Annotated in this window: 18 protein-coding genes; 1 reads left to right on the forward strand and 17 read right to left on the reverse strand. The window is 63.5% G+C overall.

Features of this window, described 5'->3' with window-relative positions:
- Positions 1-5 precede the first annotated feature (5 nt).
- From FOY53_RS07505 to FOY53_RS07575, 16 genes are all read right to left on the reverse strand, one after another.
- Entirely contained in the window at positions 6-659 is a 654-nt protein-coding gene (locus FOY53_RS07505; protein WP_146587349.1) for an RcGTA-type gene transfer agent tail tape measure protein, read from the reverse strand.
- Positions 652-861: a rcc01693 family protein gene (locus FOY53_RS07510; RefSeq protein WP_146587351.1), complete on the reverse strand. Its 210-nt coding sequence runs from the start codon at positions 859-861 to the stop codon at positions 652-654. The genes FOY53_RS07505 and FOY53_RS07510 overlap by 8 nt, the downstream gene beginning before the upstream one ends.
- Positions 854-1,183, reverse strand: coding sequence for a gene transfer agent family protein (locus tag FOY53_RS07515; RefSeq protein WP_146587353.1), 330 nt, complete (start codon positions 1,181-1,183; stop codon positions 854-856). Before FOY53_RS07515 ends, FOY53_RS07510 begins: the two co-directional genes overlap by 8 nt.
- Before the next feature lie 3 nt (positions 1,184-1,186).
- Positions 1,187-1,603 (reverse strand): phage major tail protein, TP901-1 family, encoded by a 417-nt coding sequence (locus FOY53_RS07520; RefSeq protein WP_146587356.1) that lies wholly within the window; start codon positions 1,601-1,603, stop codon positions 1,187-1,189.
- 67 nt (positions 1,604-1,670) lie between these two features.
- Positions 1,671-2,078 carry a DUF3168 domain-containing protein gene (locus FOY53_RS07525; protein WP_146587358.1) on the reverse strand — a complete coding sequence of 136 codons (408 nt, stop codon included), beginning with the start codon at positions 2,076-2,078 and terminating at the stop codon, positions 1,671-1,673.
- Positions 2,075-2,413: a head-tail adaptor protein gene (locus tag FOY53_RS07530; RefSeq protein ID WP_146587360.1), complete on the reverse strand. Its 339-nt coding sequence runs from the start codon at positions 2,411-2,413 to the stop codon at positions 2,075-2,077. Before FOY53_RS07530 ends, FOY53_RS07525 begins: the two co-directional genes overlap by 4 nt.
- Positions 2,410-3,048, reverse strand: a complete 639-nt coding sequence (locus tag FOY53_RS07535; RefSeq protein ID WP_146587362.1) for a head-tail connector protein — start codon at positions 3,046-3,048, stop codon at positions 2,410-2,412. Before FOY53_RS07535 ends, FOY53_RS07530 begins: the two co-directional genes overlap by 4 nt.
- Positions 3,049-3,219: 171 nt before the next feature.
- Positions 3,220-4,401: a phage major capsid protein gene (locus tag FOY53_RS07540; RefSeq protein ID WP_146587364.1), complete on the reverse strand. Its 1,182-nt coding sequence runs from the start codon at positions 4,399-4,401 to the stop codon at positions 3,220-3,222.
- A 30-nt stretch (positions 4,402-4,431) separates the two neighbouring features.
- Positions 4,432-4,974: an HK97 family phage prohead protease gene (locus tag FOY53_RS07545; RefSeq protein ID WP_146587366.1), complete on the reverse strand. Its 543-nt coding sequence runs from the start codon at positions 4,972-4,974 to the stop codon at positions 4,432-4,434.
- A gap of 73 nt (positions 4,975-5,047) precedes the next feature.
- Positions 5,048-5,275 carry a GTA head formation protein, RCAP_rcc01685 family gene (locus FOY53_RS07550; RefSeq protein ID WP_146587368.1) on the reverse strand — a complete coding sequence of 76 codons (228 nt, stop codon included), beginning with the start codon at positions 5,273-5,275 and terminating at the stop codon, positions 5,048-5,050.
- Positions 5,268-6,455: a phage portal protein gene (locus FOY53_RS07555; protein WP_146587370.1), complete on the reverse strand. Its 1,188-nt coding sequence runs from the start codon at positions 6,453-6,455 to the stop codon at positions 5,268-5,270. Before FOY53_RS07555 ends, FOY53_RS07550 begins: the two co-directional genes overlap by 8 nt.
- A gap of 174 nt (positions 6,456-6,629) precedes the next feature.
- Positions 6,630-7,982 (reverse strand): terminase large subunit domain-containing protein, encoded by a 1,353-nt coding sequence (locus FOY53_RS07560; protein WP_146587372.1) that lies wholly within the window; start codon positions 7,980-7,982, stop codon positions 6,630-6,632.
- Entirely contained in the window at positions 7,921-8,250 is a 330-nt protein-coding gene (locus FOY53_RS23035; protein WP_186766547.1) for a hypothetical protein, read from the reverse strand. The genes FOY53_RS07560 and FOY53_RS23035 overlap by 62 nt, the downstream gene beginning before the upstream one ends.
- 376 nt (positions 8,251-8,626) lie before the next feature.
- Entirely contained in the window at positions 8,627-9,790 is a 1,164-nt protein-coding gene (mltG, locus tag FOY53_RS07565; RefSeq protein ID WP_146587375.1) for an endolytic transglycosylase MltG, read from the reverse strand.
- Complete coding sequence (gene fabF / locus FOY53_RS07570) at positions 9,790-11,049, reverse strand: beta-ketoacyl-ACP synthase II (protein WP_146587377.1); 1,260 nt, start codon at positions 11,047-11,049, stop codon at positions 9,790-9,792. Before fabF ends, mltG begins: the two co-directional genes overlap by 1 nt.
- A 126-nt stretch (positions 11,050-11,175) precedes the next feature.
- On the reverse strand, positions 11,176-11,970 hold the full coding sequence (locus FOY53_RS07575) for a glycosyl transferase (protein ID WP_146587379.1): 795 nt from the start codon (positions 11,968-11,970) through the stop codon (positions 11,176-11,178).
- A gap of 177 nt (positions 11,971-12,147) precedes the next feature.
- Between FOY53_RS07575 and FOY53_RS07580 the strand changes: the two genes are divergently transcribed.
- Entirely contained in the window at positions 12,148-12,459 is a 312-nt protein-coding gene (locus FOY53_RS07580; protein ID WP_146587381.1) for a DUF2934 domain-containing protein, read from the forward strand.
- A 3-nt stretch (positions 12,460-12,462) separates the two neighbouring features.
- Here FOY53_RS07580 and FOY53_RS07585 read toward each other — a convergent pair whose 3' ends face one another.
- Positions 12,463-13,626 (reverse strand): M20 aminoacylase family protein, encoded by a 1,164-nt coding sequence (locus FOY53_RS07585; RefSeq protein WP_146587383.1) that lies wholly within the window; start codon positions 13,624-13,626, stop codon positions 12,463-12,465.
- Positions 13,627-13,694: the final 68 nt, after the last annotated feature.

Genomic DNA, 13,694 nt, shown 5'->3' on the forward strand with positions numbered 1-13,694 from the left:
CTCCCTTAGCGATTGCGTTGGCCGCGGCCAAGCGCGCGCCCCATCTGGGCGGCGATCTGGCTCTGGCTGCGCTTGAAGCCCTGCACATCCGGGGTGGTGATGTTCATCACCACCGTCACAGAAGCTGAACTGCCGCCGGCGCGCACTCCGAGCTTGCCGTCGGCCCCCCGGGCCAAGGGCATGATCGCCTCGGGTCCCGCCTCTCCCATCAGGCCCATGCCCCCGCGCATCGGGAACCGTGTCGGCCCGGAAACGATGCCGCCTGTCGCAAACGGCATCACGCGACCCTGGGAAAACCCGCCGCCCTTGGCAAATGGCGAAAGGCTGCCCATCAGACCCCCTACCCCCGACGTGATCAGTCCACTGAAATGATCTGCCACCGGCTTTACCGCAGCGCGGTACGCGGCCGAGATCATGCCGTTGGCAACGGTCTGCAAGGCATCCGACAGCTTCATCCCGTCCAGCACCACACCGTCGATTGCCCTGGACAGCCCACGGCTGAGGGTCGACTCGAACCGTGCGGCGCTGCGGCCGGTGTCCGCAAAACTTTGGTGTATCCGGGTCATTTCGGCGTTGAATCCCGCCGCCATGGTACTGGCACCAACAAGCGAGGTTTCCAGCGCATCGACTTGCTCTTCCAGAGTCTCGAAATCACTCATCGTCCACTCCTTTTCTGTCCGGATATGCGGCAGCCAGCTCGTCCAGCCGGGCCCGGCCCATCGGGGCGGTGCCCGACCCTTCGCCCAGCAGCACCTGCAATTCGGCCGGCGTCAGTGCCCAGAACTGATCCGGCGACAGGCCAAGGCCGCGCAGGCCCGCCCGCATCAGCGCCGCCCAGTCAAAGACGCGGACCTCAGCCATTGCCGCCGTCATTGGGCAGCATGAAAGCCCGTGCCAGCAATTCGGCGGCTGCCCGCGCCGCCGCCATCGGCCCGCCCTCGATTTCAGCTGCCATCAGATCGGCAGCCCGCCCCTGCCAACCGCCACCGCGCAGCCCCGCAACGATCAGTGCCAGCACATCGCGGGTGGTAAAGTTGCCACCCTCGAAACGCTCGACCAGCGCCACAAGCGATCCGTTCTCCAGCGCCGCTTCCAGTTCCGCCAGCGCCCCGAGCGTCAGGCGCATCACCTGCGGCACCCCGTCGATGGTCAGCGCGACCTCTCCCCGCCACGGATTGGCCATGACTCAGACGTCCGCCACAAAACCGAGGCTGCCGGCAGAGGCCAGCGACAGCTCGTAGGTGGCCTCGCCGTTGTGAGACCCGGCGTATTCCAGGCTCGTCACCTGAAACGCACCTTCGATGACACCGAAATCCGGAATCACCACCTGAAAATCCGGCGTCTCACCGTCGAAAAAGATCTGCCGCGTGCGCTCGTCGGTGCTGTCGTCCTTGAACACCCCCGAGCCCGAGATCGCTGCCGTCTTCACCCCTGCGCCCGCCAGCAGTTCGCGCCAGCCTCCTTGGCTTTCAAGCGAGGTGACGTCGACCGTATCGGCGTTGAAACTGACCCGCGTTGCCCGCAGGCCTGCGATGGTCTGGAACTGGCCGTCACCGGTCAAATCCACCTTGATCAACAGATCCTTGCCATTCTGCGCACCCATATCCGTCACTCCTTGGTTGTTGGTTTGGCAGGCGGATTCTCCCGCCGGAAATTACGCGACGCACCGCTCAGGTATCTTCCACCCGGGCCCGAAACGTCATCTCGACCCGGCGCAGGGTTGTGCTTTCCCGCTTTGCCCGGGCGCGCAGAAAACGCAGCCCGACCAGCCGGCCCCGGTTCAGTGCCAGTTCCGCGTCCTGCAGCGCGTCGCTTATTGCGACAGCCACCTCCTTGGCGGCGTGAAATCCCGCCTGGTCGGTGACCACCGACAGCGTCAACTCGTGCCATGCCCCGGCACCCGAACCGTCGGATGCATCCCGCACTTTCTCGGATCCGAGGATCACGTAGAGCGCCGGCAACTGGCCTGACGGCAGCGAGTCATAGATGTTGCCGCCAACCCGCGCTGCAACAGCCGCATCCGCCAACAGATGCCCGTAAACGGCCGCTTGCAGCGCTGCCGCATTTGCATAGGTCATGCCGCAACCTCCTCTTCCGCAAGGCAGCTCAGATAGCGGCCTCGGGTGTCCGCTTCCGTCACGGCCAGAATGCGGAACCTGCGGCTGCCCAACAGCATCCTCTGCCCCGGTTCGGGCCGTCTGGTCTGCCCCGGCGGCGCCGCCCGTACGGTAATCCTGTAGCGCGCCGTCGACAGCGGCCCCGCCTCGCCGTTGGTCTCCCGACCCGAGCGCGGCTTCAATTCGCCCCAGAGCGTACCCAGCGCACTCCAGGTGGTGATCTGCCCACCCGCGCCATCCGGCACCGACACTGGCGCCTCAAGCACCAGGCCGCGGTTCAGAACCGGCGGCGTCATGACGTGAACCCCATGCGCATCGGACAATAACGCGCGATCAGACTGCTGACACCGAAGGGCATGCACCCGCGGCTCAGACCGTATTCATTCCGGTATTCATCAAAATGGGCTGCCAGCATCAATACCGCCTGCGCCAGATCACCTGGCAGCCCTTCGAATGTGGGGGACATACCGGCCACAAGGCGGATCATTGCCGTGCCGTCGGTGGCAATGGTCGGAAGACTCCCCCCCCGGGGTCGAAGGCAAGGCGTGTGACTCTCCATTTCAAGCCGGTAGCGCGCCGGATCAACAACCTGCGTGACCCCCGACCCATCCAGAATGGTCACGGTGCCTACATCCGTATCCGGCATGACCGGCCGGGTCAGGCTGACTTGCGTGATCGACAGAACCGGTGCGACCGGCAGCGGTTGCCTGTCAGGGCTGTCCCAGGCGTTCACCAGCACCTGAAACGAGCGCTGAACCAGCGCCTTGCCAGTCCGCGCCTCAATGGCTGCAAGTGCCGCCCGCAGAAACGATGCCAGCAATTCATCCTGCACGGCATCCTCGGCGAAGCCACTGCCAAGCCGCATATGCCGCTTCAGCGCCTCGACAGGAAGCGCCTCGTCTGGCACCGAAGTTTCTTCGACTAACATCATGATCTTACTCCGCAAACCTCTCTGGAACCTCCGCTGGCGGAGGAAAGGCGGGCGCGCACCACTCACGTTGCTCGGACGGAGGGGAGCAGCTAGACAACGCAAGCTCTCTCTCGGGTGCGCGCCCCATGCGGCCAGACCTACCGGCCTGACCCCATGTTCGATGGATCAAACTCAGGCCACGGCGCAGCGCAAAAGCTTGATCGCGGCAAAGTCGCTGACATCGCCACCCACCCGTTTGGTCGCATAGAACAACACATGCGGCTTGGCGCTGAACGGATCGCGCAGAACCCGCAGGTCCGGGCGTTCCGCAATGGTGTACCCGGCCGCAAAATCCCCAAACGCGATCGGAATCGTGTCGGCGCCGATATCCGGCATGTCCTCGGCGATCAGCACCGGATACCCCAGAAGGCGCGCAGGCTCGCCGGCGCTGAATCCGTCCGACCACAGATGGCGGCCATCACCGTCCTTGAGTTTGCGCAGGCTTCCCGCGGTTTTCGAGTTCATCACAAAGCTCGCGGCGGCCCGGTATTGTGCGCCCAGGCCATAAACCAGATCAATGATCGCATCGCCGTCGCCGACGCTGCCAGCCACGCCGGTCGGAACATACCCCAGGTTGCCCCAGGCCCAGACATCATTGTCGACCGCTGCGTGATCCAGAAACCCGCGCGGCTTGTCGATGCCATCGCCGCTGACAAAGGCCGCGGCCTCGGCACGGGCAAACTTGTCGGCGATGCGCCCGGCAAGCCAGGCTTCGATGTCAAAGGCGGAATCGTCCAGCAGCCTCTGGCTCGCCTTGGGCAGGGCATTCAACTCGAACAGCGGGATCGAGATCCGATCGATCTGAGGCGTGCCAGTCTCTGCACTCGAAGCGGTTTCGTTCGCCCATCCGGCACCGGCATCATTGCGATCGATAAGCACGTCAAACGACGACGCTTCGACATTCACCACGTTCGCGATCGCACGGATCGATGCGGTCGAGGCCAGCACCGATTTCACCGTGTCTGCAGTCACCGGATCCACCAGATAGCCGCCGTCACTGTTGACAGAGGTGGACATTGCCTTGCCTTCGATCTCGAGGCCGCGCAATCCGTCGTCGTCGCCCGACCGCAGGTAGGCGTTAAAGGCCTTTTGGTGTGGTGCCGCCATATCGGCCGAAGACGCCAGCGCGGGGCGCCCGGAACGGTGAGATTTTCGATCAAGCATGGTCAGTCGCTCTTCCTGTTGTTGAAGTCTGGCATAAATGTCGGATTTCAGGCCTCTGATATCCCCGACAAGACCCGCAATTGCGGAACCCACCCGGGTGGCCGGAGACATGTCTTCCCCGGCCCGAGAATGGCTCTCGGCTGTTGTCATCTGAGTGTTGTCCTTTGCTATTGGCAGGCGCTAGCCGCCGGCCATGTTCCGGCGCGCACCTTCAAGCACCTGCGCCAACCTGCTCCAGGTTTCCGTCTCCGGGCTCTCGCCTTTTGCGGCAACCCGCGCACTGGGCAGCATCGGAAAGGTCACCAGTGACACTTCCCAAAGCTCCAGTTCCGTCAAGAGCCGCTGGCCCTTGTCATTTTTCGAAGAGCGCAGCGTCCGGTAGCCGATCGACAAGCCGTCGATCGCACCGGCCGCAACCAGCGCCGCCGCTTCCCGGCCCTTCGCCACACTGTCCAGCAACTGACCTTTCACATACAGGCCGCGTTTGTCCTCATGCACCTCGTGCCAAACACCGATCGGCTGGGATGGATCATGCTGCCAGAGCATTCTGACCGCGCGCCCCTCGTTCGAAAGCCGCCGCAGCGAGCCGGCATAGGCTCCGGGCGCAACCACGTCATTGCCCTGGTCACAGGTTCCAAACAGCGAGGCGTATCCCTCGATCTTGGTCCCCTCGACCACCGTTATGTCGGCGTCGAACCTGCAGAATTTATGTTCCAGATCCATGTCCCAGCCTTTCCTCTCTTGCACCCAAAACTTTTCAAAAGTTTTGACCAAAATTTTCATAAAATTTTGCGCGCTAAGGCACCGTGTCCAGCAGGCCGCGAAATGCCTGCGCCAGGATCACGCCGACCACGCCGTAGACTGTCAGCCACAAACGCCGTTCAAGTCGCTCGATCAGCATCTCGATCCGCGCCAGCCGCCCGTCGAGCGTCTCGAACTGCAGCGCCGAGAGCCGCTCATGCGCCTCAAGACGCAACCCCGGCGCGCAGTCGAAAGCCTCAAACCCCGCCCGGCGCTCAGCCATCCTGAGCTTCCTCCAGTGCGGGCAGTCCCAGCAGACCGCGCTTTTCCGCCGCGGTCAGAAAATCCGCGGTCGCAACCCGCGCCCATTGTGCGTCCCGCTCAGACGCCAGGGCGGGCACTTGATCCAGATCCGGCTTCAGCTCCAACGCTTCACCGGTGTATGCCGACAGCCACGCGGACACCGCTGCCGTCACCCGTGTCGCCAGCGGCAGAACCGTCAGCCGGTAAAAGGCCCGGTGCGCTTCCTGGTAATTCGAGAAGGTCGCCTCTCCCGGGATTCCCAGCAGCATCGGCGGTACTCCGAAGGCAACGGCAATTTCGCGGGCCGCGGCTTCCTTGGTCTTCTGGAACTCCATATCGGCGGGGGAAAAACCCATCGGCTTCCAGTCCAGGCCGCCTTCCAGCAACATCGGGCGCCCGGCGTTTCGCGCCCCCTGATGGTGCGCCTCCATTTCCGACACCAGCCGGTCGTACTGGTCCCGGCTCAGAGTGGCGCCCGCACCATCGCTGGACTGATACACAATAGCACCCGAAGGACGCGCGGCATTGTCCAGCAGCCCCTTGGACCATCGGCTGGCGGCATTGTGCACATCCAGTGCCGCCCCGGCAGCCTGCATCGGGGACAGGCCGTAATGGTCGTCCTGTGGATGAAAGTTTTTCACATGACAGATCGGCGACACTGCCCCGGTGACGTCAAAGCGGTGTTTGCGGCCGCCAACCGCATATTCGTATGCCACAGGCCAACCGTCCGCGCCTGGGACCAGCCGCATCCGGTCACTGCGCAGTACATGCATCTCCAGGGGCACGGGCTGATCGCTCATCACCGCCTCGATATAGCCGTCCCCGGACAGGAGCAGCTGTCCATACAGCGCTTCAAACAGCTCAGCCCGCCCTTGTGCGCCGTTGGGATGACGGACCAGAGCCATGACCGGGTGGTCGTCGTAGCGTCGCTGGCGGTCTTGCAGGACCAGGGGCAGCGCCGCGGCCGCTTCGGCGATCAGCTTGACCGCCCGGAATCCCACCGGGTTGCCGACAAATCCTGTGCGGGTCAGCGTCGCCGTGTCGCGTGGGCTCCAGGCCACACGGCCAGAGCTCAGATGCGCCACGACCGGCCCCGTTGCGCTTGCCTTGACCTCGGGAATATCCGCCTCGGCGCCACGTCGCAGGAATTGAAAAACCATTCGATTGCTCCTCAGGGTCAGGTGTCTCGGGGGCACGGTTCCCCCGCCCGGGGGCTGCAACAGACCCCCGCCCATTCCAATGTATCTCGTTGATGAACTGCCGTTCCGGGCTGCGACAGCCTGGGCCGCCACCTTCGAAAACCAACTTAGAGCCAGATGGTTAACAAGGTTTCATTACAGCGTACGCAGCTGTGGGCGGCGCCAGTTGGCAGCCGGCAGGATCAGCAGTTCCGCCAGCGCCCAGACCAGCGCATCCACGCGATCCGGGCTTCCCTGGCCGACATAGCCCTGTTGGCTCATACGGCACATCTGATCCTCGAGCAGCCCCAACCCTGCGACATGGCCCACCCGTCCCTGCTCGTACAAGGCCGCCACCGGTTCGGCACGGGCCACCTTGCCCTTGGCCGCATGCACCTTTGTAACCGGCAGCAGCGGATCGACCTGCCGCAGGACGGTTTCCACCATGTCTCCGCCCTGGTTGACCTCCGCGACCAGCCGGTCAGCGCCCCATTTCTCCATGGCCCGCACCGCCGCGCTCGCCCAGCCAAGCGGACCCAGCCCCTGGACCGAGCAGTCCTCGAGCACCACCGCCCGCCAGTCCTGCGGCGGCCCGTTGGTCTGCGCGCCCACGACCACGATGCCGCATTCGTCCGACCCGGCCTTTCCAGTCACCGGCGGGTCGACCGCAACCACGATCCGGTCAAAGTCGGGCAGCGCCCCAATCCGGACGCCCTCCAATGTGGCGCGGGTCCACAACGCGCCCTCGACATCCTCGAGCAGCACACCGTCCAGCTCCTGGCGGCCAAGCCGCGTGCCGTCGTAACGCGCCTTGACCTCGTCAAGAAATGACGCCGCCAGATTGGCCTTGTTCGCTTCGGTGCTGGCATGGGTCGTCACCGTTGACGGCGACGCCAGAAGGTTTTTCAGCACCCCGACATTGCGCGGCGTGGTGGTGACACAGACCTGCGGGCGCGTCCCGAGCCGCAGACCGAACTGCAACATGTCCCATGTGTCCTGACCCTTCTTCCACTTGGCAAGCTCGTCCACCCAGGCGCCATCGAACTGCGGACCGCGCAGGGCTTCGGGATCGTGCGCGGAAAATGCCATCGCCTCGGCCCCGTTCGGCCAGCGCAGCATCTTGCGCGTCGCGGACCAGACCGGACGCCGGTCGGGGGGCGAGCAGGCCAGGATTCCGCTTTCGCCAAAGATCATCACCTCGCGCACCTGGTCCAGCGTCTCGCCGATCAATGCGACCCGCCTGCAGCTGCCCGCGTCCAAAGGGCGTGCCCCCTCGACCATGCTGCGTACCCACTCCGCGCCGGCGCGGGTCTTGCCCGCACCACGGCCGCCCAGAATGACCCAAGAGCGCCAGTCCCCGTCTGGTGCCAGCTGATGCTCCATCGCCCAGAATTCGAACAGGAACGGGAGAGCCAGAAGCTCTCCTTCACTCATTTCGCTCAGGAACTCATTCCTCGTGGCAGCATCTGCGGAGGCGAGCCAGGCGGCACCCGATCTCAGATCGTGCATGTTCAAGGTCAAGCCCGTAGTCATGGACAATACCTGCCCTCTGCTTTTCGACATTCTCAATCTCTGCCTCCGTTTCCCTGGCTGCCTTCAACCAATAGCGTGCGTCGGCCAGAAGCTGGCCAACCTCCCTTGTGTTCTGCAAATTCCCGTCTTCGACCCGTGTCTTCAGGTCGACGATCTGAAGCCTGATGCTTTTCAGCGTGGCCGCGATGTGAGCGCGGGTCGTGTCCAACTCCGAGAGCCGTGTGTCATGCGTGATCAACGTCATGGTCTGCTCGATGCCTTCTCTCGTGGATCTCCGCCCTCGAGAGAGACGAAAAAGCGGCCACCGGAGGATCACCCCGGGACCGCTTGCTCATCTCTTCCAGCATCTGAAAATCATGCCCGCCAACACGCGGAAAGTCAAGGTAAAACCGCCCCGATCCATGCATTAAGACTATGTTTTAAATAGATTATTAACTCGTTAACCGACAGAACTGAGTGGCGGGAATGAGCGGCGGGCACCTGTCAGCGTACCGCATTTCAGCCCTGCCTGTCGGCGCGATGTCCAAGCTGTCGAAACAGAGTATCTTCCGGACTTGGCAAAAAAAATGGGGCGGGTTTCGACCGAAACCCGCCCCATGCTCAATACCGTCGCGCCGCGGTCACTGGTTGGCCCGCTCGGCCTCCAGCCGACGGTAGGCTGCGACATTGTTGTTGTGCTCATCCAGCGTAGTGGCAAAGACGTGGCCGTCCTTGGGGTCCAGCGTCTTGGCCACAAAGAACACATAATCGGCACTGTCCGGGTTCAGCGCGGCCTCGATGCTGGCGCGCCCGGGGTTGGCAATCGGTGTCGGTGGCAGTCCGGGGATGACGTATGTGTTGTACGGCGTCGCCGCCCGAAGTTCGGACTGCCGCAACCCGCGGCCAAGAATGCCCTCTCCCCGGGTGATGCCATATATCACCGTCGGGTCAGTCTGAAGCCGCATCCCCTGGTTCAACCGGTTTATGAACACCGCCGCGACCTGCTCGCGCTCCGTCGGGATACCCGTCTCCTTCTCGACGATAGAAGCGAGAACCAGCGCCTCTTCGGGCGATTCAAGCGGCAGACCCGATGCCCGATTCTGCCAGGCATTGGCGAGGATCACCTCCTGCGCCCGCTGCATCCGTTCAATGACGGACTCCCTGGTATCGCCCGGCCGCACCTCATAGCTGTCCGGCGCCAGTGAGCCCTCGGCCGGCATCTCTGCCACATCTCCGTCCAGCACGTCCAACTGCCGCAATTCGTTCACCACCTGCCAGCTGGTCACACCTTCCGCCAGCGCGATGCGAAACCGGGTGTCCACCTTGGACTTCACGCTCTCGTACTCGGCAGGCGCGGCGCCTTCCGACGGATCGAATTCGGCCACTTCCTCGAACCGACCGGTCACAGGGTCCAGTTCACGCACCAGAACCTGCGCCTGATTGATGCCGACGCGAAAGACCACCTCGGTGCCACAGGTGCTGGCTCCGCCCTTGGTCACGATATCGACAATCTCGGACATCGAGGAGCCTTCGGGAACCAGATAGCTGCCGGCTTTGAGCTCAGACGCCTTGTCGGTATAATCCGCGCCCATCCGGAACAACGCACCGCTGCTCACGGCGCCCTGGCTCACCAACTCGTCCGACACGCGCCGAATGTTCGACCCGCGCTGCACATTCAGGCAGATCGGCTGCGCCAGCGGGCCAGCTTCCGAATATTCGCGTTGCGCCCACATCAGTGCGCCGCCCGCCAGAAACACCAGAACGACCAGAAACGTCAGCGCGTTAGAGGCGATATTGCGCCACATCAGTCCACCTTTCCGAAGAGCACCGATGCGTTCGTTCCGCCGAACCCGAAAGAGTTCGACAGCGCATAGCGCACCTCGCGTTGGCGTTTGACGTTGGGTGCCAGGTCCACCTTGCTGTCGACTTCGGGATTGTCGAGGTTGATCGTCGGCGGCGCCACCTGGTCCCGGATGGCAAGGATCGAAAAGATCGCCTCGATCGCGCCCGCCGCCCCCAACAGGTGCCCGGTCGCGGATTTTGTCGACGACATGGTGACCTTGGCCGCCGCGTCGCCCAGCATCCGCTCGACTGCAGCCAGCTCGATGGTATCCGCCATGGTCGAGGTGCCATGTGCGTTGATGTAGTCCAGGTCGCCCGGTTGCAGCCCGGCCTTTTTCAGCGCCATGCGCATCGACCGCTCGGCCCCGTCGCCGTCCGACGCGGGCGCGGTGATGTGATAGGCGTCACCCGAAAGACCATACCCCAGCACTTCGGCATAGATACGTGCGCCGCGCGCGACCGCGTGCTCGTATTCCTCCAGCACGACGATTCCGGCCCCCTCGCCCATCACGAAACCGTCACGGTCGCGGTCATAGGGGCGGCTGGCCTTTTTGGGATCGTCCGCGCGCGAGGTGCTCAGCGCCTTGCAGGCGTTGAAACCGGCGATGCCGATCTCGGAAATCGACGCCTCGGCGCCGCCGGCGATCATCACATCCGCATCGTCGTCACGGATGATCCGCGCCGCGTCGCCAATGGCGTGGGCGCCGGTGGAACAGGCCGTGACCACCGAATGGTTCGGCCCCCGGAAGCCATAACGGATCGACACCTGACCCGAGATCAGGTTGATAAGCGCACCGGGAATAAAGAAGGGGCTGACACGGCGCGGCCCCTTTTCCTTGATGAGCAGCGCCGTTTCGGCAATCGAGTTCAACCCGCCGATGCCCGAGCCGATCATCACGCCGGTGCGGTCCAGACTTTCGCGGTCCGTCGGTCGCCAGTCGGCATCACGCACCGCCTGTTCGGCGGCAGCGATGCCGTAAAGGATAAAATCGTCGACCTTGCGCCGGTCTTTCGGGGCCATCCAGTCATCTGCGTTGAACGTGCCATCCGTCCCGTCGCCCTGCGGCACTTCGCAGGCGTAGGTGGTGGCCAGATGGCTCGCGTCAAAGCGGCTGATGGTGCCCGCCCCAGACTGCCCGTCCAGAAGACGGCTCCAGCTTTCTTCTACTCCGCAGGCCAGCGGAGTCACCAGACCCAGGCCTGTTACCACTACTCGACGCATGCCTATGCCCCTTCTAGGATTTCTCTTGATCCCGCTCTTACCCTGCCAACGGGCGATGGGGCAAGACCGTGCTACCGCACTCTGGCCAAGTTCCGCCCGCCAAGAGCCTGTGCAACTGCGGCAAAATCAGGCGTATTTCGGACCGAGATCCGCTTTGGCCCGCGCAACCCAATGATCCTTCAGCCAGTCACTGGGTTTGGCATAGCGGATCAGCGACCCGGTATATCCCGCGATCGCTTCGGGCATCTTGGGGTGTCCGTGGAAACACACGACCCGCGCATCCTCCGGCAAGCGCGGCTTTCGCAGGTAGTTCCCGGGGAACGGATTGCAGTCATACTTGAAACTGACAACCCAGGGTTCGGGGATATAAACGAACTGTCCCCGGTCCATCGCCTTGTGGCTGGTGTATCGCTGTTCGGAACCGCGCGCGGTTTCGACTTCCCGATACGGGTTGGCCGCCAGTTCCTCATACAAAAATCCATGCTGCGCCGGATCAAAACGAAACACCGATCCGTGCCCTGTCGGCCGCCCCTTGCGTTTTTCGGTCCAGTCGTGGCGCATCGCGACACGGCCGGGCTCAAGCGCGAGAAGCGGGTCCAGCGCACCGGTGATGACCACGTCGAGGTCAAAGCCCAGAAACGGCCCCTGCAAATCCGGAACCAGCCCGGGGCGGAACAGCGATGTCTTGCGCATGGCACCCTGTCGGTTTGCCACGGCCAGAGCGGCATTCATCTGGTCCTGATAAGGTTCTACAGGCAGTGGCAGCACTTCGATATCAGGGTGAAATCCGTCGGCGTTCTCGGTCATGCAGAAGAACCGCACCGGCACCGACAGGTTGCGCCGCACTCCGGAATACAGCCGATTCACGTATTCCGGGCCAAACAGCGTGCCCCATTTAATGCAGATGATGTTGGCGACCACTGTCCGTCCCTCCGTACCGCCCTGCACATAACCCGGAACAAACGCACGTGCCAGTCCCGGCGAAAAGAGTATTTGAGCCGTCAGCCGTCATGGATTGTTGCGCGCAGGGCCGGTCCGGGCATAGAATTGGTTGCGCAAACAGCAACACCCCACCCACACATAAACCCGAGTACGGACATGCCCCAACCAGACGACTCCGACATCGCCCAAGCCGCTTATTTTCTCTGGCTGGCGGAAGGCAAGCCCAAGGGCCGCGACGCCGATCACTGGCGGCGCGCCGAACAGGAGCTGACCGGCAGCCCCTCCCAGAAACGCGCCGCCAAGGCCGCCCCCAAGGCCAGGGCCACCAAATCCGCGACACCGAAAGCGGCGACCGCCACCGCGGCCCCTAAAACCAAGGCGGCGGCCAAGCCGAAGGCACCCGCCAAGACCACCGCAAAAGCGCCAGCCAAACCCCGCGCTCCACGTAAACCCAAGACGCCGGAGTAGAGATCAGGCAACCGGCATCCGGCGTTCGACAATCTCGGCCCACCAGCTGCAACCTGCGGGAATGGCGTCATCGTTGAAGTTATACTCGGGGTGATGCACCGCAGCGGTATCGCCGTTGCCGACCAGGATATAGGCGCCGGGCCGTTCTTCGAGCATAAAGGCGAAATCCTCGCCGCCCATCACCAGCGGCGCTTCGGCGCAGCTTCCTGACACGGCGCAGGCAACCTCGGCGGCAAAGTCGGTCTGTTCCTGGCTGTTCACCATGACCGGGTAATTGCGCACATAGTCGATCTCGGCCCTGGCCCCCATCGACTCGGCCACACCCGTGCAGATCAGCCGGATCCGCGCCTCCGCCAGATCGCGGTTCTCGTTGGCCAATGTCCGCACCGTGCCCTTCAGGACCACGCGCTGCGGAATGACGTTGTATGCCTTGGACGAGGATTCAATCGAGGTGACCGAAACGACAAGCTGACTGACCGGATCGGCATTGCGGCTGGCAATGCTCTGCAGCGCGGTGATCACATGGGCAGCCACCAGCGTGCTGTCGATGGTCTCGTGCGGTTTGGCGGCATGGCCGCCGCGGCCCTCGATGGTGATGTCGAACTGGTCTGTCGCGGCAAAGAACGGCCCCGGCCGGATCGCGAAGGATCCCAAGGGCTGCCCGGGCCAGTTGTGCATGCCATAGACCTCCTGGATGCCGAAGCGCTCCATCATCCCGTCGCGGCACATCTCGCCGCCGCCGCCGCCGCCCTCTTCGGCCGGTTGAAAGATGACCGCCACAGAACCATCAAAGTTCCGCGTTTCGGCCAGATATTGCGCAGCCCCCAGCAGCATGGCGGTATGACCGTCATGGCCGCAGGCATGCATTGCACCGGGATGGGTCGAGGCATACTCGACCCCGGTCTGCTCGGTGATCGGCAGCGCATCCATATCGGCGCGCAGGCCGATAACGCAGCCCCTGGAATCCGTCTTGCCCCGGATCACACCCACAACCCCGGTCCGGCCGATTCCCTCGACCACCTCATCACAGCCAAAGGCCCGCAGCTTTTCGGCCACCAGCGCGCTGGTGCGATGGGTGTCGAACAGAATCTCGGGATGGGCGTGAATGTCGCGGCGCCACTTGGTGATGTCGGAATGCAATTCCGCAAAGCGGTTTTTGACCGGCATGACATGTCTCCTGTTGTAAAACTTTGCGCCACCCTGCCCGAGCCCACTACCGGCTGCAAGGTGGCGCC

The sequence above is a fragment of the Puniceibacterium confluentis genome (genome assembly GCF_007923445.1).
Lineage (GTDB): Bacteria > Pseudomonadota > Alphaproteobacteria > Rhodobacterales > Rhodobacteraceae > Puniceibacterium > Puniceibacterium confluentis.